This is a genomic window from Marinobacter sp. UBA3607, assembly GCF_002375525.1.
Classification (GTDB): domain Bacteria; phylum Pseudomonadota; class Gammaproteobacteria; order Pseudomonadales; family Oleiphilaceae; genus Marinobacter; species Marinobacter vinifirmus.
The window spans coordinates 61,406-80,307 of sequence record NZ_DFLY01000017.1 but is presented as its reverse complement, the minus strand read 5'-3'; the positions used below and the strand labels follow the sequence as shown (position 1 = coordinate 80,307).

Sequence of the window (18,902 nt, the reverse complement as noted above, 5' to 3'; positions counted from 1 at the left end):
ATTGTGGTGAGAATCCCATGACTGACACTGTTGTCGTTATCTATTCCGGAGGCATGGACTCGTTTACCCTGCTCCACCTGGCCCGTTCCCGGGGCCTGAAGGTCCATGCGCTGTCGTTCAATTACGGCCAGCGCCATGTACGGGAGCTGGAGGCGGCGCGCGCCGTGTGCCAGGCCGAGGGTATTCCCCACAAGGTGATTGATATCCGCGCCATGAGCGAGGTGATGGCCGGTTCTTCCCTGACTTCTGACGCCGAGGTGCCGGAAGGGCACTATGAAGAAGACTCCATGAAGTCCACCGTGGTGCCCAACCGCAACATGATTCTGCTGTCCCTGGCCACCGGTTACGCGGTAACCGTGGGCGCGGGGGCTGTCTGGTATGGCGCCCACGGCGGCGATCACGCCATCTATCCGGACTGCCGGCCCGAATTTGTGGAGAAAATGGACGCTGTCTGCCGCATCGCCAATTACGAACCTGTGGGTATTGAAGCGCCGTTCATGGCCCTGGACAAGGGCGAAATCCTGGCTGAAGGCCTGAAGCTTGGCCTGGATTACAGCCAGACCTGGACCTGCTACAACGGCCGGGATAAAGCCTGCGGCCGTTGCGGTTCCTGTGTCGAGCGGCTGGAAGCGTTCGCCGCCCACGGCCTGGACGATCCGCTGGCCTACGAGGGCAATGCCTGATGTACCGGGTGAAAGAAGCCTTTTACACCTTGCAGGGCGAGGGCGCCCAGGCGGGCCGGGCGGCGGTGTTCTGCCGGTTCAGCAAATGCAATCTGTGGAATGGCCGGGAGCAGGACCGAGCGACGGCGGTGTGCAATTTCTGCGATACCGACTTTGTTGGTACCGATGGCCAGAACGGCGGCCGTTTTGAAACCGCCGAGGCGCTGGCGGCCCATATCCGCAGCCTGTGGCCGGATGCCCCTGGCAGACCCTACGTGGTGTGCACCGGGGGTGAGCCGTTGTTACAGCTGGATGAGCCGCTGATTGCAGCCTTCCATGCCGAGGGCTTCGAAGTGGGCGTGGAAACCAATGGCACCCTGCCGGCGCCGGACGGTATCGACTGGCTGTGTGTGAGCCCCAAGGCGGACGCCGAGGTGGTGATAACCGAGTGTGATGAACTGAAGCTGGTCTTTCCTCAACCGCTGGCCCCACCGGAGCGCTTTCTGGGCATCCGGGCCCGGCATTACTTTTTGTCTCCGATGGCTTCGCCCTCGGTGCCGGACCAGGGCAATGATCCGGTCAAACAGAGCAATACCCGCAAGGCGACCGATTACTGCCTGGCCCATCCGCAATGGCGCCTGACCCTGCAGATGCACAAGATTCTGGGCATCGACTGACTCAGGCGGTTTTCCGGAAACCGGTTTCCCGGGCACGGAAGTGGCTCGGGCTCAGGCCGGTCCAGCGTTTGAAGGCACGGGTAAAGTTGGCGGCATCGGCGTAGCCCAGGGCATCGGCAATCTGGCTCAGGTTCATGCCGGTGGTGCCGAGCAAGTCCTGTGCCCGCTCCAGCCGCACCTGATCGACCAGGTTCTGGAAACTGGCATCTTCTTCCTGCAGCCGGCGCTTGAGCGTCCGTTCCGAGACAAACAGGGTACTGGCGACCCGGGCCAGTTTCGGCGGAAACGGATGGCTGGTTTCGATCACCCTGCGCACCCGGCAGGCAAAGCCGGCGTCTTCCGTGAGTTGTTTCAGCGCTTCTTCACACTGTTCCCGCGAGCTCTCTGCCAGCTGTTCATTGCTGAACCGGACCTGCTGTGCCAGCTGGCTGACGGGAATCACCAGGGCATCCTCATGGGCGCCATACTCTACCGGCACGCCCACCACGCGACGGAATCGGTGGAAATGATTCGGCTCCGGGCCGCGCCGGAGAATCCGGGTACCGGGCACCGCAGCCCCGGTCAGCTGGGCTCCCATGGATACGCAGCCGTACAGCACGGCATCCAGCACAAAGCCCTGCAGCGGCCCCAGTTCGACATCACAGGACACGGTGTAACGGGCGTTCTGGCCACTCAGGTGCTTTTCCACTTTCAGGTGCGGTGCCCGCAGTGTCAGGTAACGGGTCATCAGCTCCAGGGCTTGTTCCAGGGTCCGGCTGCTCATCACCGCGGTACCCAGGGCTCCGTGCAGGGGTAGCCGGAGTTCCCGCGCCAGCATGATGCCTAGGCCGGGCTCACCGCTTTCGATAATCGCCCGGGTGACAAACTCGCTGGCCTGGGCCTGGCTGACCCGGAGATCGGTGGAGTTCAGGCGGGCCGGGTCCAGGCCGACCCGGAGGATCAGGTCCCGCTCGTCGACGCCAATGGTGCGGAGCAGCTCGGCCAGGGTATGCAGGTAGATGGCCGGCATACCCAGGTCCTGTGCGGTAGAAACGGAGGCGCGCATGGGTTTCCTCGTCAGTGTCTGTTGTTGTTATGCAAGGTAGTCAGTCACAGATTATGGCCTTTTGCCGTGCCCGACCCCATGACTCCAGTGACGGGTCAACGGGCCGGAGAGGCCAATTGCCGGTATGCCGGTCCTGTCACTGACTGTGCCGGCTAATAAAGTCTTCCAGTACCCGGGCCGAGCGGCCGGGTTTCTCCAGCATGGGCAGGTGGCCCACACCCCGGAAGACGTGTACCTCGGCATGGGGCGTGGCGGTTTCGAACCAGTCCACGCAGCGGGTGGGCGTGATAACGTCTTTGTCGCCCCATTGCACCTGCAGCGGCGGGGTTCCGGTTCCCAGATAGCGGGCCGGTGCCAGCGGGTCTGCCAGCATGTCGTTGAAAATATGGCGCAGGGAATCCCGGCGCTGCAGCAGGTCGGGCCCCAGCAGGCCGGTCATGGCCAGGCCCGGCAGAGTCGGTTTGCCGTTGCCGACGCTGTTGAACATTCGGTAGACCCCGCTCCAGTCCCTGGGAATGAGGATGGCATCCCGGTCGGTTTTGAACGGTGCATTGAGGTCGGCATCCGGCTGTTCCGGTATGCCGGCACTGTTCAGCAGGGTGACGGTACGCGGTGGCCGGTCCAGCGTGTGCGCCATCACCGAGGCAATGGCGCCGCCCATGGAGCTGCCGGCAATGTGCAGGTTGTCGGAGGCATAGCCTGACAGCCATTGTCCGAGCCGCCGGGCCTGGCTTTCATAGCGGTAGCAGGCGTCTGGCCGGTACTGGCTTTCTCCCAGGCCGGGCACATCCGGCACCAGCAGGTGCCAGTCTGCGGGTAGCATCTGCATCCACAGGGCCCAGTTTTCTTTCATGGCGGCAAAGCCGTGAATCAGCACCAGGGTCGGCGTGCCCGGGGCCGGCTGGCCCCGCTCCAGAAACACCAGCCGGTGTCCGTCGACCAGGGCCTCCTTGCGGCGGGCGCGCAGTAACCAGCGCTGGCCGGTGCGGGCGGCGGGCCACAGATTGGGGGCAGGAATTCTCATGGGGACAACCTCGTAACAACAAACCGGCACCCAGTGTAACGGGCTGTGGCCGGGGAGCTATTGCCGGGTTGCCTGGGCTGGCGGTCGGTCGGGTCAGTTATTGCCCAGATGGATGTCGGTGATCACCGGATTGTGGTCCGAGGCCCGCCACGGCTGAGGGCCTGACAGGGCGGAGCGCTGGTTGTAGGCAAGTGCGCGGGCTTCATCGGCATTGATGTTCCAGGTTTGCGCGTGGCGGACCCGGGGCTGCAGGTTCCTGTCGGCCAGGCTGTAATCGAGCGAGCCCTTCTCACCCCGGTAGCGATAGCTGTGGTAGGCGCAAGTCTCCGGCCCGCAGGGGTGAAAGCGATGTACCTGACTGTGATATCCGGCCTGTCGGAATCTCTGAACCGGTGCTTCCATGGCATAGCTGTTGAGGTCGCCGGTAATCAGGGTGCCGGCGAGCCGGTCGGGAGCGGGCAAGGAATCCAGCCAGCGGATCAGCTCCCCGGCTTCTTCGCTGCGGCGGTGGCTGTAGCATCCCTGGCCGTCTTGCCGGTCAGTATCCTGGCCGGAGGCTTGTCGGCAGGATTTGGATTTCAGGTGCGGCACCACTACCTGTACAGCAGCACCCCCTGTTGCGGGGCGGAACGCCTGTGCCAGCGGCGGCCGGCCCTGTTGCCGGAACGGACCCGAGCCAAGCCGGTGCGGCGGGCCGGCCGGTACCATCCGGTCTGCACGGTACAGCAGTGCGGTACGGATGGCGTCGGAGCCATCCTGTCCCGGGGTCCTGATGAAGGCCCATGGTGCCCCCAGCGTCTCTGCCAGTTGTGCGATAGCGCTGTCCGGGCCGTAACCGTCGTTTTCCAGCTCACTGACCGCCAGGATATCCGGCCTTGCCTGCAGGATGGCACTGCGCAGCCGGAGGGCTTGCACCTCCAGTTGCCTGGGCGATTCTGCACCTCTGGGGGTCGGAAAGCCGTTGCCCCGGCCATTGCCGTTAAAGAAGTTCTGCAGGTTCAGGGCCATGACCCGGACATGGTCCCGGGCCGGGGCCGGTGGTGCGTCGGGGCGGGGATTGTTGCGCTGGAACCGGGGCATCACGGACGGTTGCAGGCGCCACTGGCTGAACCGGAAATCCAATACGCCTTCAAGCTGGGTTACCCGGTCGCCGGCGCGCAGGGGTGCATCGCCGGCAAGGTTGTTCAGCCAGGGCACGGGGTTGGGCTGGCGCTGGCTTTTGCCGTCGTCCAGAAGTACCCGGTGGAGTTGGTTACGTTGGCTTCGGGCAGCGGCTTTGGCGCCCGGGGGCAGGTATTCGGTGGGCGTAACCTGATCGGAGCTGGCCAGGGTGAGTTCGCCATAGCGGGCCAGGTTGTAGTGGTCGATGATGGTCAGGGGCTGGCTGAACCTCACGCGCATGTTTTCCAGGTGTTCCGGTGCCTCGGGCCAGGGCAGTCTGACCTCAATGGGTTCCGGGAGTGGCGCGGTACCGCAGACCTTAAGATTCCGCACAGCCACCAGCTCGGTCAGCCCGTGGAACTCCTTGACGGTGCCGGTCACCCGCAGCCGTTGCCCGGGCTTGCCGGTTTTTTTGCGGGTGTAGATAAACAGGGCTTCGGAGGTGGCGGGGTTGTTATCGGTTTCGTGGTCGGCCTGTTGCAGGTAAAAGCCGTTGAAGCCTCCGGGTTCCCGGGCGTCCCGGGTAACTATGCCTTCTACAGTAACGGTTTGTCCGGCCAGGGGAGAGCGGGTGCCATCAGACTGGATGCGATGGATGGGGGTTGCCGGATCGCCACAGGAGGCCGCCGCCGCTGCAGGAAGCAGGGCGGCGAGGATCAGGCTGATAAGGGGTATTCGTTCTGGCTTGGTCACCGGGCCAGTCTAGCAGAGACCGGCAACCGCTTTGAGTGCCCGTTCCCGTTTGCTGCCAAAGCCGAGTTGGTCGGGATTGGCCAGTTCCACCTGTTGCACCAGCGGGTCCGGGTGCAGGTTATCCAGCGTAATGCCCATGCGTGCCAGCACATAGGGTGCCAGGGCGGCGCGGGTTTCAAGGTGCAGCCTGCCCTGTTCCATGCCGTAGTCATTGGCAATGATCTGCTGCTGGGCTTCGGTCAGCCGCTGGTCGGGGGTAATTTCCAGGCTTACCATGCGCTGCCAGTCGTCATCCTGGCCGGCGGTTTGCCGGGCTTTCTGGCGCAGGGCTTCCGGGTGCCCCTGGAAACGGCTCAGGGCAAAGTCCCGGAACTCGCGGTTGGCATGGCACCAGGCGCGAACGTGCCAGTTATTGCCGGTACACACCAGGGTATGGGGTTCCAGCAGGCTTTCAGCGGCTTCTGGGCGGCTCAGGGAAATATAGCTGGCGCGCAGCTGGCGGCGGTAACGGGTTGCGGTTACCACCGCACGCATGGTTTCCGGCGCAACGTGGCGGCAGGGCTCCACGACCACGGTGTTGCCGGGCAGGCCCAGATCCAGCTCCGAGAAGGTGGCCCCGAGCCTTTGCTGGCGGGCCAGCAGGTCATGGTATTCGCTGACCTGGCCATGGGTGACCACCGGTTTGAAATCCCGGGCGGGGACATAGCCTTTAAGGTGCCGGTCGTAGACCAGGTTGCCCGGTGCCAGCTCCCGCAGGTAGGTATTGATGTCTTTGGAAGCCTGCTGCCGGCCGATTCCGAAACTGTGGCAGATGTGGTTGGTGGTCAGCCGACCTTCCCACAGTGCGATGGTTTCGATGAGTCGATAGCGAAGCAGCAGATCCCAGCGAATGGGCCAGTCCGTTTTCTTCATAACCAGGCGCTCACGATCCAGTAATTTGCGTGGCATTCATGTTACCCGCTCCCGTCACCGGGGTGTGTTACGGCCCATTAATGTAAAACATTGTCAAACGGGGCGCCAGCAGCGCCTTCGGTTTCGGCAAGTGCCTAGTGGTGCCGGCTTGGTGTGGCTGGTTAAATACCTGTCTGCAGCAACTTTTAAGGCTGCTATCTTTTATTGATTCCAATCCAGATTTCCCAGCCGGAGTTGCCGATGACCCGAATGGTCGTTTCTTTGTCTGCCTTGATCATGAGCATTGTGCTCCTGGTCAGCGGTAACGCCTTCCTGATGACTCTGCTGGGTATCCGGCTGAGTATCGAGCAGGTGTCTCCGGACGTGATCGGCTGGGTACTGGTGTGCTATTCCATCGGCTTTGTACTGGGCACGTTGTATGTGCACAAGATTATTGGCCGTGTGGGCCATATCCGTGCGTTTGCGGTGTTTGCGGCGATGGCGGCGGTGGCCGCATTGTTGTATCCGATGGCAGTGTCCACCCTGTTCTGGGCGGTGTTGCGGGTATTGTCCGGTTTCAGCGTGGCCGGCGTTCTGGTGGTGATCGAAAGCTGGTTCTCCAGCCGCGCCACCAACAGTAATCGCGGCGCCATGTTTGCCGTGTACCAGATTGTGTTCTACCTGTCCGCCGCCGGCGGCCAGCTGATCGTGAATGTGGGTGACCCTGCCAACTTCCTGCCGTTTTCACTGGCCGCTATTTTACTGGCCCTGGCCCTGATTCCGCTGTCCCTGACCCGCATGGAAGCCCCGGTGATCGAGCAAACTGCCCGGATGTCGGTGTTCAAGCTGGCCCGGGAATCTTTCTCAGGGGTTGCCGGGGCGCTGGTCAGCGGGGTGCTGATTGGTGGCTTCTATGCCCTCGGGCCGGTCTACGCCACCCTGGTGGGGCTGGATGTGGCGAAAACGTCCACCTTTATGGCCAGTGCCATTGTTGCCGCCATGCTGCTGGCCTGGCCGCTGGGCCGGGTGTGCGACCGCTTTGACCGTCGTCGCGTGATGTTCTGGGTGGCCCTGGCGGCTGCCAGTTCGGCGGGCGGTGTGGCGGTGCTGGGCGCCGGCAACCTGGCCTTGCTGACCCTGCTGGTGGGGCTGTTTACCGGATTGTCTGCCACCCTGTACCCGATTGCTGTGGCTATTGCCAACGACCGTATGGACAGCAACCGTATCGTGGCCGCCAGTGCCACCCTGCTGCTGAGCTATGGCATTGGCAGTGTCATCGGGCCCATCGCCATGGCCGAGCTGATCAACCAGCTGGGGCCGTCGGGCCTGTTCTACGGCAATGCCGGTTTCCTGCTGGTCCTGGCTGTAATCACCAGCTACCGCATTACTCACACCGACGATGTGCCGGTCGAGGATCAGGAGCACTTTGTGCCCGCCATGCCGGAGGCTTCTCCGGTACTGGCCGAGCTGGATCCGCGGAACGAGGATTTCCACGAATCTCCGGAAGTGGAAGAGATGCAGGAAGAGTTGCGCCAGGCTGGCTGACGCAACTTGCTGAAACTTTCGGTTATCACCGATTATATTTTCACTTCGGTATCTGTATTTAAATCAACGATTAGCATACTATTGGTGAATATTCAGCAATAGTAAGTTTTCGTCAGTTCTTGCCCGGGCGTGGTTTGCCCCGGAGCAGATCAGCCTCAGGAGTAGATTGTCATGAGAGAACAGTTCCCCTTTGCCGTTGCCCGGGTTACCCGCCGCTGGCGTAAAATGCTTGATGAACGCCTGAAAGACCTCGGTGTTACCCAGGCCCGCTGGAGCACCATGTTCTACCTGCAGGAAGGCGGCGAAGGCCTGACCCAGCGCGAACTGGCGAGCCTCATGGCCATCGAGAACCCGACCCTGGTGCGCCTGCTCGACAGCCTGGAACAGCAGAACCTGATTGAGCGCCGCCCTTGCCCGAACGACCGCCGGGCCCGTCGCCTGCACCTGACCAAGGCGGGTGTGGACTTTATGGAAGAGCTGACACAGAGAGCCTCCGACCTTCGGGAGGAGATGCTTGAAGGGATTTCCGACAAGGATCTCGAGTGCACCCTGAAGGTGTTCCACAAGATCATGGAAAACGCTGAAAAGCAGAAGTAACCCTTGGCGGATAATTCGGTCGAGGGCCTGAAGGCTCGATACGGCGACCGCTGGCGCTGGCTGGCGGTCATCACGGTTGTGATGGGTACCATGGCCACGGTGCTCAGCGCCACAGTGGTCAACGTTGCCCTGCACGACATCATGATGGAGTTCGGAATCCGTCAGGGGCAGGTGCACTGGCTGGCGACCGGCTTTATCGCCGCCATGACCACCACCATGCTGGCTTCCACCTGGTTGCTGGACCGGTTCGGTGTGCGGCTCACCCTGGCCTGTGCCATGGCCATGTTTACCGTCATTTCAGTCATCGGCGGCTTTGCCGAAACTCCCGGCCAGCTGATCGCCGCGCGGGTGGGCCAGGGCGCGATGGCGGGCCTGATGCAGCCAATGGGCATGTTCCTGGTGTTCCGCATTTTTCCGCCTGAACAGCGTGGCCAGGCCATGGGTATCTATGGCATGGGTGTGATCCTGGCACCGGCCCTGGGCCCGGTACTGGGCGGTTTTCTGGTGGACCAGTTCAACTGGCGCTATGTGATGTACGCCCCGGCTCCGGTGACCCTGCTGGGGGTGTGGATGGCCTGGCGTTTTCTGCCATTACCCCGCTCCCGGCCGGCCAATTATCCCTTCGATTTTCTCGGCCTGGCATTGCTGGGCAGCCTGATCGCGCTGACCCTGGACACCCTGACCCGCCTGCAGGAACTGACAGGCCAGGAAGTCCGGGTGCTGGTTCAGGGCGCGGTCGCGGTTGCCCTGCTGGCGGCATTCCTGTTCCGTGCCCGCACGGCCCGTTATCCTCTGATAAAACTGGACTTGCTGCGCCGTCCGGTATTCCTGTTTGCCACCCTGGGTGCCATGGCACTGGGCCTGGCGCTGTTTGGCTCTACATACCTGATTCCGCTGTTTGTACAGACCACGCTCGGCTTCTCCGCAACCGAGGCTGGCCTGCTGATGTTGCCGGCCGGTATCGTGCTGGGCATGACCTTCCCGCTGGCCGGGCGGCTGGCTGACCGGCGCAGTGCCCGCAGCCTGGTGTTGTTTGGTATTGTAGTGTTTGCCCTGTCGGCGGTGCTGTTTGCGGTAACCGGGCACCTGGTGGGCTTTGGCTGGCTGGCATTCTGGGCCATTCTGGGCCGGATCGGCATCGGCTTCATGCTGCCGGCGCTGTCTACCGGCGCGATGAATCCCCTGCCGCCGGAGCTGATGGGGGCGGGTTCCAGCACCATCAACTTTGCCCGGCAACTGGGCGGCGCGTTGGGTGTTAACATCGTGGCGCTGACCATCGAGTTCGGGGAGCATCAGGGTGGGCTTCCTACCTTTTCCGCGTTCCAGTCGGCCTGGTGGCTGGTAGCCGTGTTCGTGGCGGTAGCCGCCATCCCGGTCTGGAAGATGCGCAGCTGAGTTTTCATATAAATTTACCCACCGGAGGCCTTTCTGAATGGATGCTTTTCTCGCATCGACCCTTGCCGTAGCCATTGCCGAGATTGGCGACAAAACCCAGCTGTTGTCGCTGTTCCTGGTTGCCCGCTATGCCACCCGTACCCCGATCATCCTGGGCATCCTGATTGCTACGGTGCTTAACCATGCGCTGTCCGCGTGGATTGGCGCCTGGGTGGCGGCACAGATTCCCGCAGCCTGGCTACCCTGGATTCTTGCCGTGAGCTTTATCGCCATTGCCCTGTGGTTGCTGGTGCCGGATAAAGACGACAGCGACGACTCGAAGTTTCTGGGCATGGGGGCCTTCATGGCCACCACCATCATGTTCTTCCTGGCCGAAATCGGCGACAAAACCCAGATCGCCACGGTGGTACTGGCGGCAAGGTATACCGAGACATTCTGGGTTATTATCGGAACCACCGTTGGTATGCTGATTGCCAATGTACCGGTTATTCTGGCAGGTCGCTGGCTGATGGAGCGCCTGCCCCTGGCCACCGCGCGGATCAGCGCCAGTATTCTGTTTGTGGCGCTGGCGGGGGTTACCATTTGGACAACCTTGATGAACTCCTGACGCCTTCGCCGGTCTTTTGGTGTGGCAGGATTTTGAACAGGAAACAAAGATGATGCAGTTGAAGTACCGTTTCTCGTGGCTGCTGGTGCTGTTGCTTGCCAGCCTTGGCATGCAGGCCAGTGCCCAGCCTGCGCCGGAACCCGGGCCCGGGGAGCAGGAAGATGCAAAGGAAGAAATCGACCGGTCTCCGCGGGTGCCAACCTTTCCCCTGAACGGTGACCTGGCGGGGGAGCTGCAGGTATTCACCACCGCCTATGAAGACACCTTTGCCGGCATTGGTAACGAACTGGCGCTGGGCTACCTGGAACTGGTTAAAGCCAATCCCGGCGTGGATCCCTGGCTACCGGGGGACGGCTCGGTGATTACCCTGCCCCGTATGTATGTGCTGCCGGATGTGCCGCGCAAGGGCATCGTGATCAACCTGGCCGAATACCGTCTTTACTACTTTACGGAAGATGGCGTGCAGGTGTATCCGGTCGGCGTGGGTACCGAGGAAAATCCCTCACCGCTGACCAACGCCGAAGTGACCATGCCGCTGGAGTCTCCGGCCTGGTATCCGCCGGCCAGTATCCGGGCCGAGTACGAAGCCTCCGGCGATTACCTGCCCAGGATGATTCCCCCGGGCCCGGGTAATCCGCTGGGTTCCCATGCCCTGTTGTTGAGCGAGAAAGGCTACCTGATTCATGGCACCAACAAGCAGTTCGGTGTCGGCATGGCGGTCAGTCATGGCTGCTTTCGCATGTACAACGAGGATATCTCCCGCTTTGTCTACCAGGTGGAGAAAGGCACTCCGGTACGGGTGATCCGTGAATCGGTGAAGGTCGGCCTGTCGGGTGGCGAGGTCTGGCTGGAAGTGCACCGGCCCCGGGAAGATTACACCGCCGAGGATCGCGACAAGCTCTGGCAACAGGTGTTCGAGAAAGTCGAAACCTTTGTTGAGGAACATCCGGACGTGCAGGTTCGGCGACAGTCTATCGAGATTGCCGTAGACCAGGCCGATGGCATTCCCACCATGATTGGCGAAAAGCTCACGCAGATGGCCTCTGAAAAGAGCGCCGAACCGCCACAAGAACAAAAAACCGAACCCGGACAGACGCTGTACTTCTGATAGCGTGGCGGGCTCGAACAAGGACCCTTCTATGAGCAGAACCATTCTGATCACCGGAGCCAGTTCCGGCCTCGGTGAAGGCATGGCCCGGGAATTTGCCGCCCGGGGCGACCACCTGGCCCTGTGTGCCCGGCGCACCGAGCGGCTGGAAACCCTTAAAACCGAGCTGGAGCAACAGCACCCCGGTATTCGCATCAGCCTGATGGCGCTGGATGTGAATAACCATGACCAGGTGCGGGAGGTGTTCCAGGCCTTTCACCAGGAATTCGGCCAGCTGGACCGGATCATTGTGAACGCCGGCATTGGCAAGGGGCAGCCCCTGGGCACCGGGCGCTTTGACGCCAACCGGCAGACCGCTGAAACCAACTTTGTCGCAGCCCTGGCCCAGATGGAAGCGGCCATGGAAATTTTCCGGGCCCAGAACCAGGGCCACCTGGTGGCCGTATCTTCAGTAACGGCGGTACGCGGCATGCCGGGCAATGTGACCACCTACGCTGCCACCAAGGCCGGCCTTGCGGCACTTTGCGAGGGATTGCGTGTCGAACTGAAAAAGCGCCGTTCGCCGATCCGTGTGACCACCCTGTACCCGGGGTACATTCGCACCGAGATCAACGAAAAGGTGAAGAACACACCGTTTATTGTGGATGCACAGACCGGGTGCCGTGCTATGGTGAAAGCCATAGAAGCCGGAAAGGCCGAGCACTTTGTGCCGGCCTTGCCCTGGGCACCGCTGGGTTTCATTATCAGGCGCTTGCCGGAGGCCGTTCTGGCGCGCATGTTCTGACCATCCCGACCGGAGGGCATGATGCACGCACCGCCATTCCAGAGTCGATCCAGCCACCGGAGGGCAACCTTCTGGGGGCTAGTATTCCTGGCCGGAGCCCTGCTGTTACTGGTCAGCCTGTCATGGCAGGTACTGGCCCAGCAGGAACGGCGCGGAACCGCCCTGGTGCTGACCGTAGAAGGTGCCATTGGCCCCGCCACCATGGATTACGTAACCCGGGGTCTTCGCCGGGCCGAGCAGGATAATGCAGGGCTGGTCATCCTGGAGCTGGACACCCCGGGTGGCCTGATGGACTCCATGCGGGAGATCATCAAGGCCATCCTTGCCTCCGACGTGCCCGTTGCCACCTACGTTTCGCCCCAGGGCGCCCGCGCCGCCAGTGCCGGTACCTATATCCTCTACGGCAGTCATATCGCGGCCATGGCCCCGGCCACCAACCTGGGCTCTGCCACGCCGGTACAGATGGGCGGCCTGCCCGGCTCTCCGGAACCAGAATCTCCTTCCCCTGCAGACAACGCACCTGAAGACGCCGGCGAAACCGAAGACACCAGCGCTGAACCGGAAAAACGCCGTGGTGACACCGCTATGGAACGCAAGGTGCTGGAGGATGCCGTCAGCTATATCCGTGGCCTGGCCGAACGCCACGGCCGCAACGGTGACTGGGCGGAAGAGGCTGTGCGCGAGGCGGTAAACCTGGGGTCCAGTGAGGCGCTTGAGCTCAACGTGATCGATGTGGTGGCTCCGGACCTGGCAGGACTGTTGTCCGCCGTTGACGGTCGCACCGTGCAGATGGCCTCTGGCCCGCGCACCCTTGAAACCGCCGGGCTGCAACTGGTTCGGGCCGAGCCGGACTGGCGCACCCGCCTGTTGTCGGTGATCACCGATCCCAACGTGGCCTACTTCCTGATGATCATCGGCTTCTACGGCATTATTTTTGAGCTGGCGAACCCGGGGGCCGTGGTGCCGGGCGTGATCGGCGCCATCAGTCTGGTGCTGGCGCTGTTTGCCTTCCAGGTACTGTCGGTGAATTACGCCGGCCTGGCGCTGATTATGCTGGGGTTGGCATTCATTGTGGGGGAAGCCTTTGTGCCCAGCTTCGGGATACTGGGTATTGGCGGCATTGTCGCCTTTGTGACCGGTTCGGTGATCCTGATGGATGGCAGCCACCGGCAGATTTCCCTGCCCACCATTGGCGGAACAGCGGTGGTGGCTGGCGGCTTTATGCTGTGGACAGTCACCCGCTTTATCGGCCTGCGGCGCCGGCACCCGGTTAGCGGCAGCGAGCAGATTGTCCATGAACATGGCCTGGCGCTGGACGATTTCAAGCCGGAGCATGACCAGTTCCTTGGCCATGTGCGGGTCAGTGGCGAGCGCTGGAATGCCCGCAGCGATTCGGCCATTACGGACGGCATGGAAGTCAGGGTAACCGGCATCGACGGGCTGACCCTGCAGGTAGAGCCCGGGTCTGACGCAAGGTAGAACAATCACAGGCAATACAAGGAGGCCGTATGAATCTGGGTGATTTCATTCCCTATCTCGCACCCACCGTGGTGCTGTTGCTGATCCTCGGGTCAGCGATCAAGATCCTGCCCGAATACGAGCGTGGCGTGGTGTTCTTCCTGGGGCGCTTCCAGGGCGTGAAGGGGCCGGGCCTGATTATCGTGATTCCCGGTATCCAGCAGATCGTTCGGGTAGACCTGCGGGTGATCACGCTGGATGTGCCCAGCCAGGATGTGATCTCCAAGGATAACGTGACCGTGCGGGTGAACGCCGTGCTGTATTTCCGGGTAGTGGATCCGGAAAAGGCGATTATCCGGGTGGAAGACTATGGCGCGGCGACCAGCCAGCTGGCCCAGACCACCCTGCGTTCGGTGCTGGGTAAACACGACCTGGACGAGATGTTGTCAGAACGTGACAAGCTGAATGCGGACATCCAGGAGATCATCGATGCCCAGACCGAGGAGTGGGGTATCAAGGTGGCCAACGTGGAAATCAAACACGTAGACCTGAACGAATCGATGATACGCGCCATCGCCCGGCAGGCCGAGGCTGAGCGGGAGCGGCGGGCCAAGGTTATCCACGCCGAAGGTGAACTGCAGGCTTCAAAGAAACTGGTGGAGGCGGCAGAAGTGATGTCGGCCAACTCCGGGGCCATGCAGCTGCGCTACCTGCAAACGCTGGCGGATATGAGCAATAACAACTCGTCCACCATCGTGTTCCCGCTGCCGATGGATATGATCAAGAACTTTCTGGACAATCAGTCCGGAAACAAGGCATCTGGCAAGCTGGATCAGTAACTCCCCGGCTTTTCAAACACCCACAAAAAAGGCCGGTTGAACCGGCCTTTTTCTGCTTTGCGTCAGCCTTACTTCTGGCTGGCACGCTCCAGCATGCGCTTGGCGCGCTCGTTTGCTTCGTCAGCGGACTTCTGAGCAGCGCGGGCAGCAGCCAGGGCTTCTTCAGCAGTCTGCTGAGCAGTGCGAGCATCGCTTGCAGCGCTGTTAGCAGTGTTCAGAGCGTTGTTAGCAGTCTGCTCAGCGGAGCTTGCAGTTGCATTGGCTTCGTCGATAGCAGCCTGGTCAGTGGTGGCACAACCTGCAGTCAGAGCAGTGGCCAGTGCAAACCCAGCGATCGTCAGTTTACGCATGGTAAATCCCCTTATTGGTCGTTTTATTTCCTGTGATCCAGAAGTCAGTATAGACGACTTCCTGTCAGCTATGCCCGATAGGCAGTGACTACCGGAGTCGTTAAACAGTGTAAAACACTATGAAGCAAAATGTTAACTGAGGATAGGTAAAAATTCTTAGCTTATGACAACAACTTAATCGGCGTGTCATAAACGTACCGGGGTCAGGGCATGATCCGGATGGGAGTGCCGTCGTTGACCAGGGCCCAGATCTCATCCATCTCTTCATTGGTCACGGCAATGCAGCCCTCTGTCCAGTCCAGACCTACATAGGCAAAGGCCATGTCGCCGACATCGTTGGGCAGGCCGTGAATCATGATACTGCCACCCGGGTCGAGCCCCCAGGCCTGTGCCAGCTCCCGGTCTTTCGGGCTCGGATAGGAAATATGGATGGATTTGTAGAAATTGCTCTCCGGGTTGCGCCAGTCAAGGGTGTAGTCGCCTTCCGGGGTGCGGGAGTCGCCTTCATAAAGCTTGTGGCCGACCGGGTTGTCGCCCAGGGAAATCCGGTAACTGCGCACCTTGCGGTCGCCACTGAGCAGGTGCAGGCGGCGCTCGCCTTTATTCACTACCACCTGGGTAATTTCGAAGTGGTCAGCCAGCCCGGGTTCCGGGATAGCCGGAGTCATCCGGGTGTCGGCCCGGGCTAACAGCTCGGTAGCCCCGGCAAAGGGGGTAAGGAGTGCTACAAAAACGATCAGAAAAGCTCGAAAAATCATGGCGCCGGCGATGGATATCCAGTGGTTAAACTTTGTTCATGCAGTTTATAACACAGCCGGCAGGCGGATTGATAAGGGGTTTTGTTACATTTTATGTTGCGTCCATCTTCAGGCCCACCTTGGTTACCCGGTCTGCCTCGGTGGCACGGGCTACCAGGGTGACCGGGCCCAGAACGACCTTGTCGCCCACCACGGGGTGGCCCTTGGTGCGCTTGGCAAAGCATTCTGCGAGCGAAAGATCCGGTGGCAATTCATCGAATTCGATGCCATACACCTGCTCTACATCCCCCAGCAAGGCGTCGCCATTGAGCACGAAGTCACCGAAGAAGGCACGCTCGGCCAGGTGTTTCGGTGCCTGCCGGCCACTCAGGGCCTTGCCAAGTTCCGGAAGTACCGCAGGTGTGGCGAACATGGCGACGACGTCTCCGGTCGAGACTTCCAGGTCTTTGGTGGGCTGCAGGCACTGGCGATTCCGGAAGACCCCGGCAACGGCGGTGTTGTCCGGAAGCCGCAGCTGCCCGAGCCGTTTCGGTGATTCCCAGTTCTGGCCCCGGAGCGGGAACAGCATCAACTCGTGGTCGCCCGCCGCAGGGGCATCGAGGGGCAGGCGCCGGTAGGGGTCTTCGCCGGCCGGAACCTCCAGTTTCAGTTTGCGGGCCAGCGGTGCCATGGTGGTTCCCTGTACCACAAGCGACACAAGCACGATGAAGAAAGCAGCATGGAACACCAGCTGGGCATCCGGCAGGCCGGCGATGATCGGGAACAGGGCCAGGACAATCGGTACCGCGCCCCGCAGACCCACCCAGCTGATAAAGCCCAGTTCCCGGCGGTTGAAGCCGAAGGGCCAGAGCGTCAGCAGGACAGTCAGCGGGCGAATCACGAAAATCAGTGCCAGCGCCAGGATCAGGCCGCCACCGGCCAGCGGTACCAGGTCGGACGGGTTCACCAGCAGCCCCAGCATCAGGAACAGACACAGCTGGGCCAGCCAGGCCAGGCCATCGTGTACCTGCAGGATCATGGGCATCATGCGCACGTGGCGATTACCGATCACCACACCACTCAGATAGATGGCGAGAAAACCGCTACCGCCAATGGCGTTGGTGGCCGAAAACACGGCGATGCCGGCTGCGGCCACTAACAGGGGGTAAAGAGCGGGGGTCAGGCGCATCCGGTTGGTCAGGGCGACGATGGCAAAGCCGCCCAGAATGCCCGCTGGCGCGCCGATACCGAATTGCTGGACCAGCATCAGCAGGCCAGAGGCAAAGGCGCCGTCCTGGTGCTGGCTGATCAGGGTAACCAGCATCAGGGTCAGGAAAATAGCCATCGGGTCGTTGCTGCCCGATTCGATTTCCAGAGTGGCGCTGACCCGTTCGTTCAGATGCAGCCCCCGGCCCTGAAGCAGGGAGAAAACCGCAGCGGCATCGGTAGAGGAGATAATGGCGCCGATCAGCAAGGCGATCAGCCAGTGCAGGTCGAACACCCACCAGGCAACGATTGCCGCTCCGCCCGCCGTTAGCGCGACACCCACGGTGGCCAGCATCATGGCGGGCTTCAGGCCAACCCGGAAGGTGTCCACCCGGGTGCGCATACCGCCGTCCAGCAGAATGACGCCCAGGGCCAGGTTGGCAATCAGGAAGGCGAGCTCCACATTATCGAACTCGATACCCCCGGGCCCGTCCTCGCCCATCAGCATGCCCACCACCAGGAAGACCAGCAGCACAGGCATGCCAACGCGGCTGGAAAGGGGGCTGAGCACGATGCTGAAAACCAGCATCAGGGCGCCGATCAGGGTGAAGGTGGGATCCATCAGACTCCAACTAAAGGGGCTTGCCCGGCCATGGCGGCGGGCTTATATTGCTTGAACAGCTATTATGCCGGCGGGCGTAGCTCAATGGTAGAGCTTCAGGTTCCCAACCTGGTGACGTGGGTTCGATTCCCATCGCCCGCTCCAGTCCGGCAATTTCCCCTCAGTGCAGCTTCAGTCTCGGGTGCATGGCCCGGCTGATCTTGTCCATGAGCCAGATAATGCCCGTGCGCACAAACCCGTGCAGGGCTACCTGGTGCATCCGGTACAGGGACACGTAAAACAGCCTGGCCACCTTGCCCTCAATGTACATGCTGCGGCCAGACAGGTTGCCCATCAGGTTGCCAACGGTGGTGTATTTGCTGAAGTTGATCAGTGAACCGTGGTCGTTGTATACAAAGGCTACCGCTTCCTTGCCTTCAAGCCGGTTACACAGGGTTTCGAACAGGGTATCTGCCTGCTGGTGGGCGGCCTGGGCCCGTGGAGGCACCGGCCGGTCAGAATCCGGTTGCGGGCAGGCGGCGCAATCACCGAAGGCGAAGATGTGGTCGTCCCGGGTGGTTTTCAGGGTCTGTTCTACCATCAGCTGGTTGCCGCGGTTGGCCTCCAGCCCGTCCAGGTCGGCCAGAAAACCCGGAGCCTTGATACCGGCGGCCCAGATGGTCATCTCGGACGGCAGTTCGGTGCCGTCTTTCATCACCAGGCTGTTCTCCCGTACTTCGCTGACCGGCTGGCCGGTCAATACCTGCACTTTCTGGCGCTGCAGTTCCCGGGTTGCGGCGGCAGACAGCCGGCCAGGCAGCGCCGGCAGAATGCGGTCGGCCGCTTCGATCACACTGATGGAAACGTCTGACGACTTCAGGTGGTTCATGCCGTATACCGGCAGTTCCCGGGAGGCCAGCCGCAGCTCCGCGGCCAGTTCCACACCCGTGGCGCCCGCCCCGATGATGCTGATGTTGAGGCTGTGGGGCTTGCCCTGCAGGGCTTCATGATTCTTGCGCAGGAAGGCATTGAGCATCAGGTTATGGAACCGCCGTGCCTGGCGCAGGCTGTCCAGGAAAAGACAGTGTTCCTGGGCACCCGGAGTGCCGAAATCGTTCGCAGTGCTGCCTACCGCAATCACCAGGGTGTCGTACCGGATGCGGCGTTCGGGCACCACTTCATTGCCTTCGTCATCGTGGAAGGCGGCAATGACGATTTCCTTCGCTGAGCGGTCGAGCCCGCTCATCCGGCCAAGCTGGAATTCGTAATGGTGCTTGCGGGCGTGGGCGCGGTAGTTGATTTCGTTGGCGCTGGCGTCGAGGGAACCGGACGCGACCTCGTGCAGCAGGGGTTTCCAGACGTGGGTCAGGCCGGCATCGACCAGGGAAATGCGGGCTTTGTGTTTCTTGCCCAGTTTGTTGCCCAGCCGGGTGACCAGTTCCAGGCCGCCGGCGCCACCGCCGACAACTACGATGTGGTGCAGGTTTTCCATAACGATCGCCTTGAAGTGAAGAGAGCCAAG

18 protein-coding genes and 1 tRNA gene are annotated in these 18,902 nt (G+C 61.6%); 11 read left to right on the top strand and 8 right to left on the bottom strand.

Features of this window, described 5'->3' with window-relative positions; all coding sequences use genetic code 11:
- The first annotated feature begins 17 nt into the window (after nucleotides 1–17).
- The gene (gene queC, locus B2589_RS06600) at nucleotides 18–683 is read left to right on the top strand and encodes a 7-cyano-7-deazaguanine synthase QueC (RefSeq protein WP_286816000.1); all 666 of its coding nucleotides are present in this window, start codon (nucleotides 18–20) and stop codon (nucleotides 681–683) included.
- Nucleotides 683–1,339, top strand: a complete 657-nt coding sequence (gene queE / locus B2589_RS06595) for a 7-carboxy-7-deazaguanine synthase (protein ID WP_094624366.1) — start codon at nucleotides 683–685, stop codon at nucleotides 1,337–1,339. The genes queC and queE overlap by 1 nt, the downstream gene beginning before the upstream one ends.
- A gap of 1 nt (nucleotide 1,340) precedes the next feature.
- Here the strand turns inward: queE and B2589_RS06590 are convergent, their stop codons facing one another.
- From B2589_RS06590 to B2589_RS06575, 4 genes are all read right to left on the bottom strand, one after another.
- Nucleotides 1,341–2,384, bottom strand: a complete 1,044-nt coding sequence (locus tag B2589_RS06590) for an AraC family transcriptional regulator (protein ID WP_286815999.1) — start codon at nucleotides 2,382–2,384, stop codon at nucleotides 1,341–1,343.
- Nucleotides 2,385–2,520: 136 nt separating this feature from the next.
- Nucleotides 2,521–3,408, bottom strand: a complete 888-nt coding sequence (locus tag B2589_RS06585) for an alpha/beta fold hydrolase (protein ID WP_286815998.1) — start codon at nucleotides 3,406–3,408, stop codon at nucleotides 2,521–2,523.
- Nucleotides 3,409–3,501: 93 nt separating this feature from the next.
- Nucleotides 3,502–5,262, bottom strand: coding sequence for an ExeM/NucH family extracellular endonuclease (locus B2589_RS06580; RefSeq protein WP_286815997.1), 1,761 nt, complete (start codon nucleotides 5,260–5,262; stop codon nucleotides 3,502–3,504).
- Between the two features lie 9 nt (nucleotides 5,263–5,271).
- Entirely contained in the window at nucleotides 5,272–6,174 is a 903-nt protein-coding gene (locus B2589_RS06575; RefSeq protein WP_094624548.1) for a helix-turn-helix transcriptional regulator, read from the bottom strand.
- A gap of 240 nt (nucleotides 6,175–6,414) precedes the next feature.
- Between B2589_RS06575 and B2589_RS06570 the strand changes: the two genes are divergently transcribed.
- The 8 genes from B2589_RS06570 to B2589_RS06535 all read left to right on the top strand — a co-directional run bounded on the left by B2589_RS06570 (nucleotide 6,415) and on the right by B2589_RS06535 (nucleotide 14,486).
- Nucleotides 6,415–7,698, top strand: a complete 1,284-nt coding sequence (locus B2589_RS06570) for an MFS transporter (RefSeq protein WP_036220224.1) — start codon at nucleotides 6,415–6,417, stop codon at nucleotides 7,696–7,698.
- A gap of 171 nt (nucleotides 7,699–7,869) precedes the next feature.
- Nucleotides 7,870–8,295, top strand: a complete 426-nt coding sequence (locus B2589_RS06565; protein ID WP_022990491.1) for a MarR family transcriptional regulator — start codon at nucleotides 7,870–7,872, stop codon at nucleotides 8,293–8,295.
- Between the two features lie 3 nt (nucleotides 8,296–8,298).
- Entirely contained in the window at nucleotides 8,299–9,690 is a 1,392-nt protein-coding gene (locus B2589_RS06560) for a DHA2 family efflux MFS transporter permease subunit (protein WP_199457733.1), read from the top strand.
- A 37-nt stretch (nucleotides 9,691–9,727) separates the two neighbouring features.
- Nucleotides 9,728–10,297 (top strand): TMEM165/GDT1 family protein, encoded by a 570-nt coding sequence (locus B2589_RS06555; protein WP_199457734.1) that lies wholly within the window; start codon nucleotides 9,728–9,730, stop codon nucleotides 10,295–10,297.
- Between the two features lie 52 nt (nucleotides 10,298–10,349).
- Nucleotides 10,350–11,405, top strand: a complete 1,056-nt coding sequence (locus B2589_RS06550; RefSeq protein WP_286816076.1) for a L,D-transpeptidase family protein — start codon at nucleotides 10,350–10,352, stop codon at nucleotides 11,403–11,405.
- Between the two features lie 31 nt (nucleotides 11,406–11,436).
- On the top strand, nucleotides 11,437–12,189 hold the full coding sequence (locus tag B2589_RS06545) for an SDR family oxidoreductase (protein ID WP_286815995.1): 753 nt from the start codon (nucleotides 11,437–11,439) through the stop codon (nucleotides 12,187–12,189).
- 21 nt (nucleotides 12,190–12,210) lie between these two features.
- Complete coding sequence (locus tag B2589_RS06540; protein WP_286815994.1) at nucleotides 12,211–13,668, top strand: NfeD family protein; 1,458 nt, start codon at nucleotides 12,211–12,213, stop codon at nucleotides 13,666–13,668.
- Nucleotides 13,669–13,697: 29 nt separating this feature from the next.
- The gene (locus B2589_RS06535; RefSeq protein ID WP_286815993.1) at nucleotides 13,698–14,486 is read left to right on the top strand and encodes a slipin family protein; all 789 of its coding nucleotides are present in this window, start codon (nucleotides 13,698–13,700) and stop codon (nucleotides 14,484–14,486) included.
- 68 nt (nucleotides 14,487–14,554) lie between these two features.
- On the opposite strand, the gene B2589_RS06530 is transcribed toward B2589_RS06535, so the two are convergent.
- The 3 genes from B2589_RS06530 to B2589_RS06520 all read right to left on the bottom strand — a co-directional run bounded on the left by B2589_RS06530 (nucleotide 14,555) and on the right by B2589_RS06520 (nucleotide 17,401).
- The gene (locus B2589_RS06530) at nucleotides 14,555–14,836 is read right to left on the bottom strand and encodes an Lpp/OprI family alanine-zipper lipoprotein (RefSeq protein ID WP_058342253.1); all 282 of its coding nucleotides are present in this window, start codon (nucleotides 14,834–14,836) and stop codon (nucleotides 14,555–14,557) included.
- Nucleotides 14,837–15,039: 203 nt separating this feature from the next.
- Nucleotides 15,040–15,594 carry a L,D-transpeptidase family protein gene (locus B2589_RS06525; RefSeq protein ID WP_286815991.1) on the bottom strand — a complete coding sequence of 185 codons (555 nt, stop codon included), beginning with the start codon at nucleotides 15,592–15,594 and terminating at the stop codon, nucleotides 15,040–15,042.
- Nucleotides 15,595–15,685: 91 nt separating this feature from the next.
- On the bottom strand, nucleotides 15,686–17,401 hold the full coding sequence (locus B2589_RS06520; protein ID WP_286815990.1) for a potassium/proton antiporter: 1,716 nt from the start codon (nucleotides 17,399–17,401) through the stop codon (nucleotides 15,686–15,688).
- Nucleotides 17,402–17,471: 70 nt separating this feature from the next.
- On the opposite strand from B2589_RS06520, the gene B2589_RS06515 reads away from it, so the two are divergent.
- A tRNA-Gly gene (locus B2589_RS06515) sits at nucleotides 17,472–17,545 on the top strand.
- A gap of 16 nt (nucleotides 17,546–17,561) precedes the next feature.
- On the opposite strand, the gene B2589_RS06510 is transcribed toward B2589_RS06515, so the two are convergent.
- A complete protein-coding gene (locus tag B2589_RS06510; protein ID WP_022990500.1) occupies nucleotides 17,562–18,872 on the bottom strand; it encodes an NAD(P)/FAD-dependent oxidoreductase in 1,311 nt (436 codons plus the stop codon).
- Between the last annotated feature and the right edge of the window lie 30 nt (nucleotides 18,873–18,902).

Coding starts and splice junctions, on each gene's coding strand:
- B2589_RS06585 (WP_286815998.1), bottom strand. CDS start 3,408: ATGAGAATTCCTGCCCCCAATCTGTGGCCCGCCGCCCGCACCGGCCAG.
- B2589_RS06570 (WP_036220224.1), top strand. CDS start 6,415: ATGACCCGAATGGTCGTTTCTTTGTCTGCCTTGATCATGAGCATTGTG.
- B2589_RS06510 (WP_022990500.1), bottom strand. CDS start 18,872: ATGGAAAACCTGCACCACATCGTAGTTGTCGGCGGTGGCGCCGGCGGC.
- queE (WP_094624366.1), top strand. CDS start 683: ATGTACCGGGTGAAAGAAGCCTTTTACACCTTGCAGGGCGAGGGCGCC.
- B2589_RS06565 (WP_022990491.1), top strand. CDS start 7,870: ATGAGAGAACAGTTCCCCTTTGCCGTTGCCCGGGTTACCCGCCGCTGG.
- B2589_RS06535 (WP_286815993.1), top strand. CDS start 13,698: ATGAATCTGGGTGATTTCATTCCCTATCTCGCACCCACCGTGGTGCTG.
- B2589_RS06555 (WP_199457734.1), top strand. CDS start 9,728: ATGGATGCTTTTCTCGCATCGACCCTTGCCGTAGCCATTGCCGAGATT.
- B2589_RS06520 (WP_286815990.1), bottom strand. CDS start 17,401: ATGGATCCCACCTTCACCCTGATCGGCGCCCTGATGCTGGTTTTCAGC.
- B2589_RS06540 (WP_286815994.1), top strand. CDS start 12,211: ATGCACGCACCGCCATTCCAGAGTCGATCCAGCCACCGGAGGGCAACC.
- B2589_RS06545 (WP_286815995.1), top strand. CDS start 11,437: ATGAGCAGAACCATTCTGATCACCGGAGCCAGTTCCGGCCTCGGTGAA.
- B2589_RS06575 (WP_094624548.1), bottom strand. CDS start 6,174: ATGAAGAAAACGGACTGGCCCATTCGCTGGGATCTGCTGCTTCGCTAT.
- B2589_RS06530 (WP_058342253.1), bottom strand. CDS start 14,836: ATGCGTAAACTGACGATCGCTGGGTTTGCACTGGCCACTGCTCTGACT.
- B2589_RS06525 (WP_286815991.1), bottom strand. CDS start 15,594: ATGATTTTTCGAGCTTTTCTGATCGTTTTTGTAGCACTCCTTACCCCC.
- B2589_RS06590 (WP_286815999.1), bottom strand. CDS start 2,384: ATGCGCGCCTCCGTTTCTACCGCACAGGACCTGGGTATGCCGGCCATC.
- queC (WP_286816000.1), top strand. CDS start 18: ATGACTGACACTGTTGTCGTTATCTATTCCGGAGGCATGGACTCGTTT.
- B2589_RS06550 (WP_286816076.1), top strand. CDS start 10,350: ATGCAGTTGAAGTACCGTTTCTCGTGGCTGCTGGTGCTGTTGCTTGCC.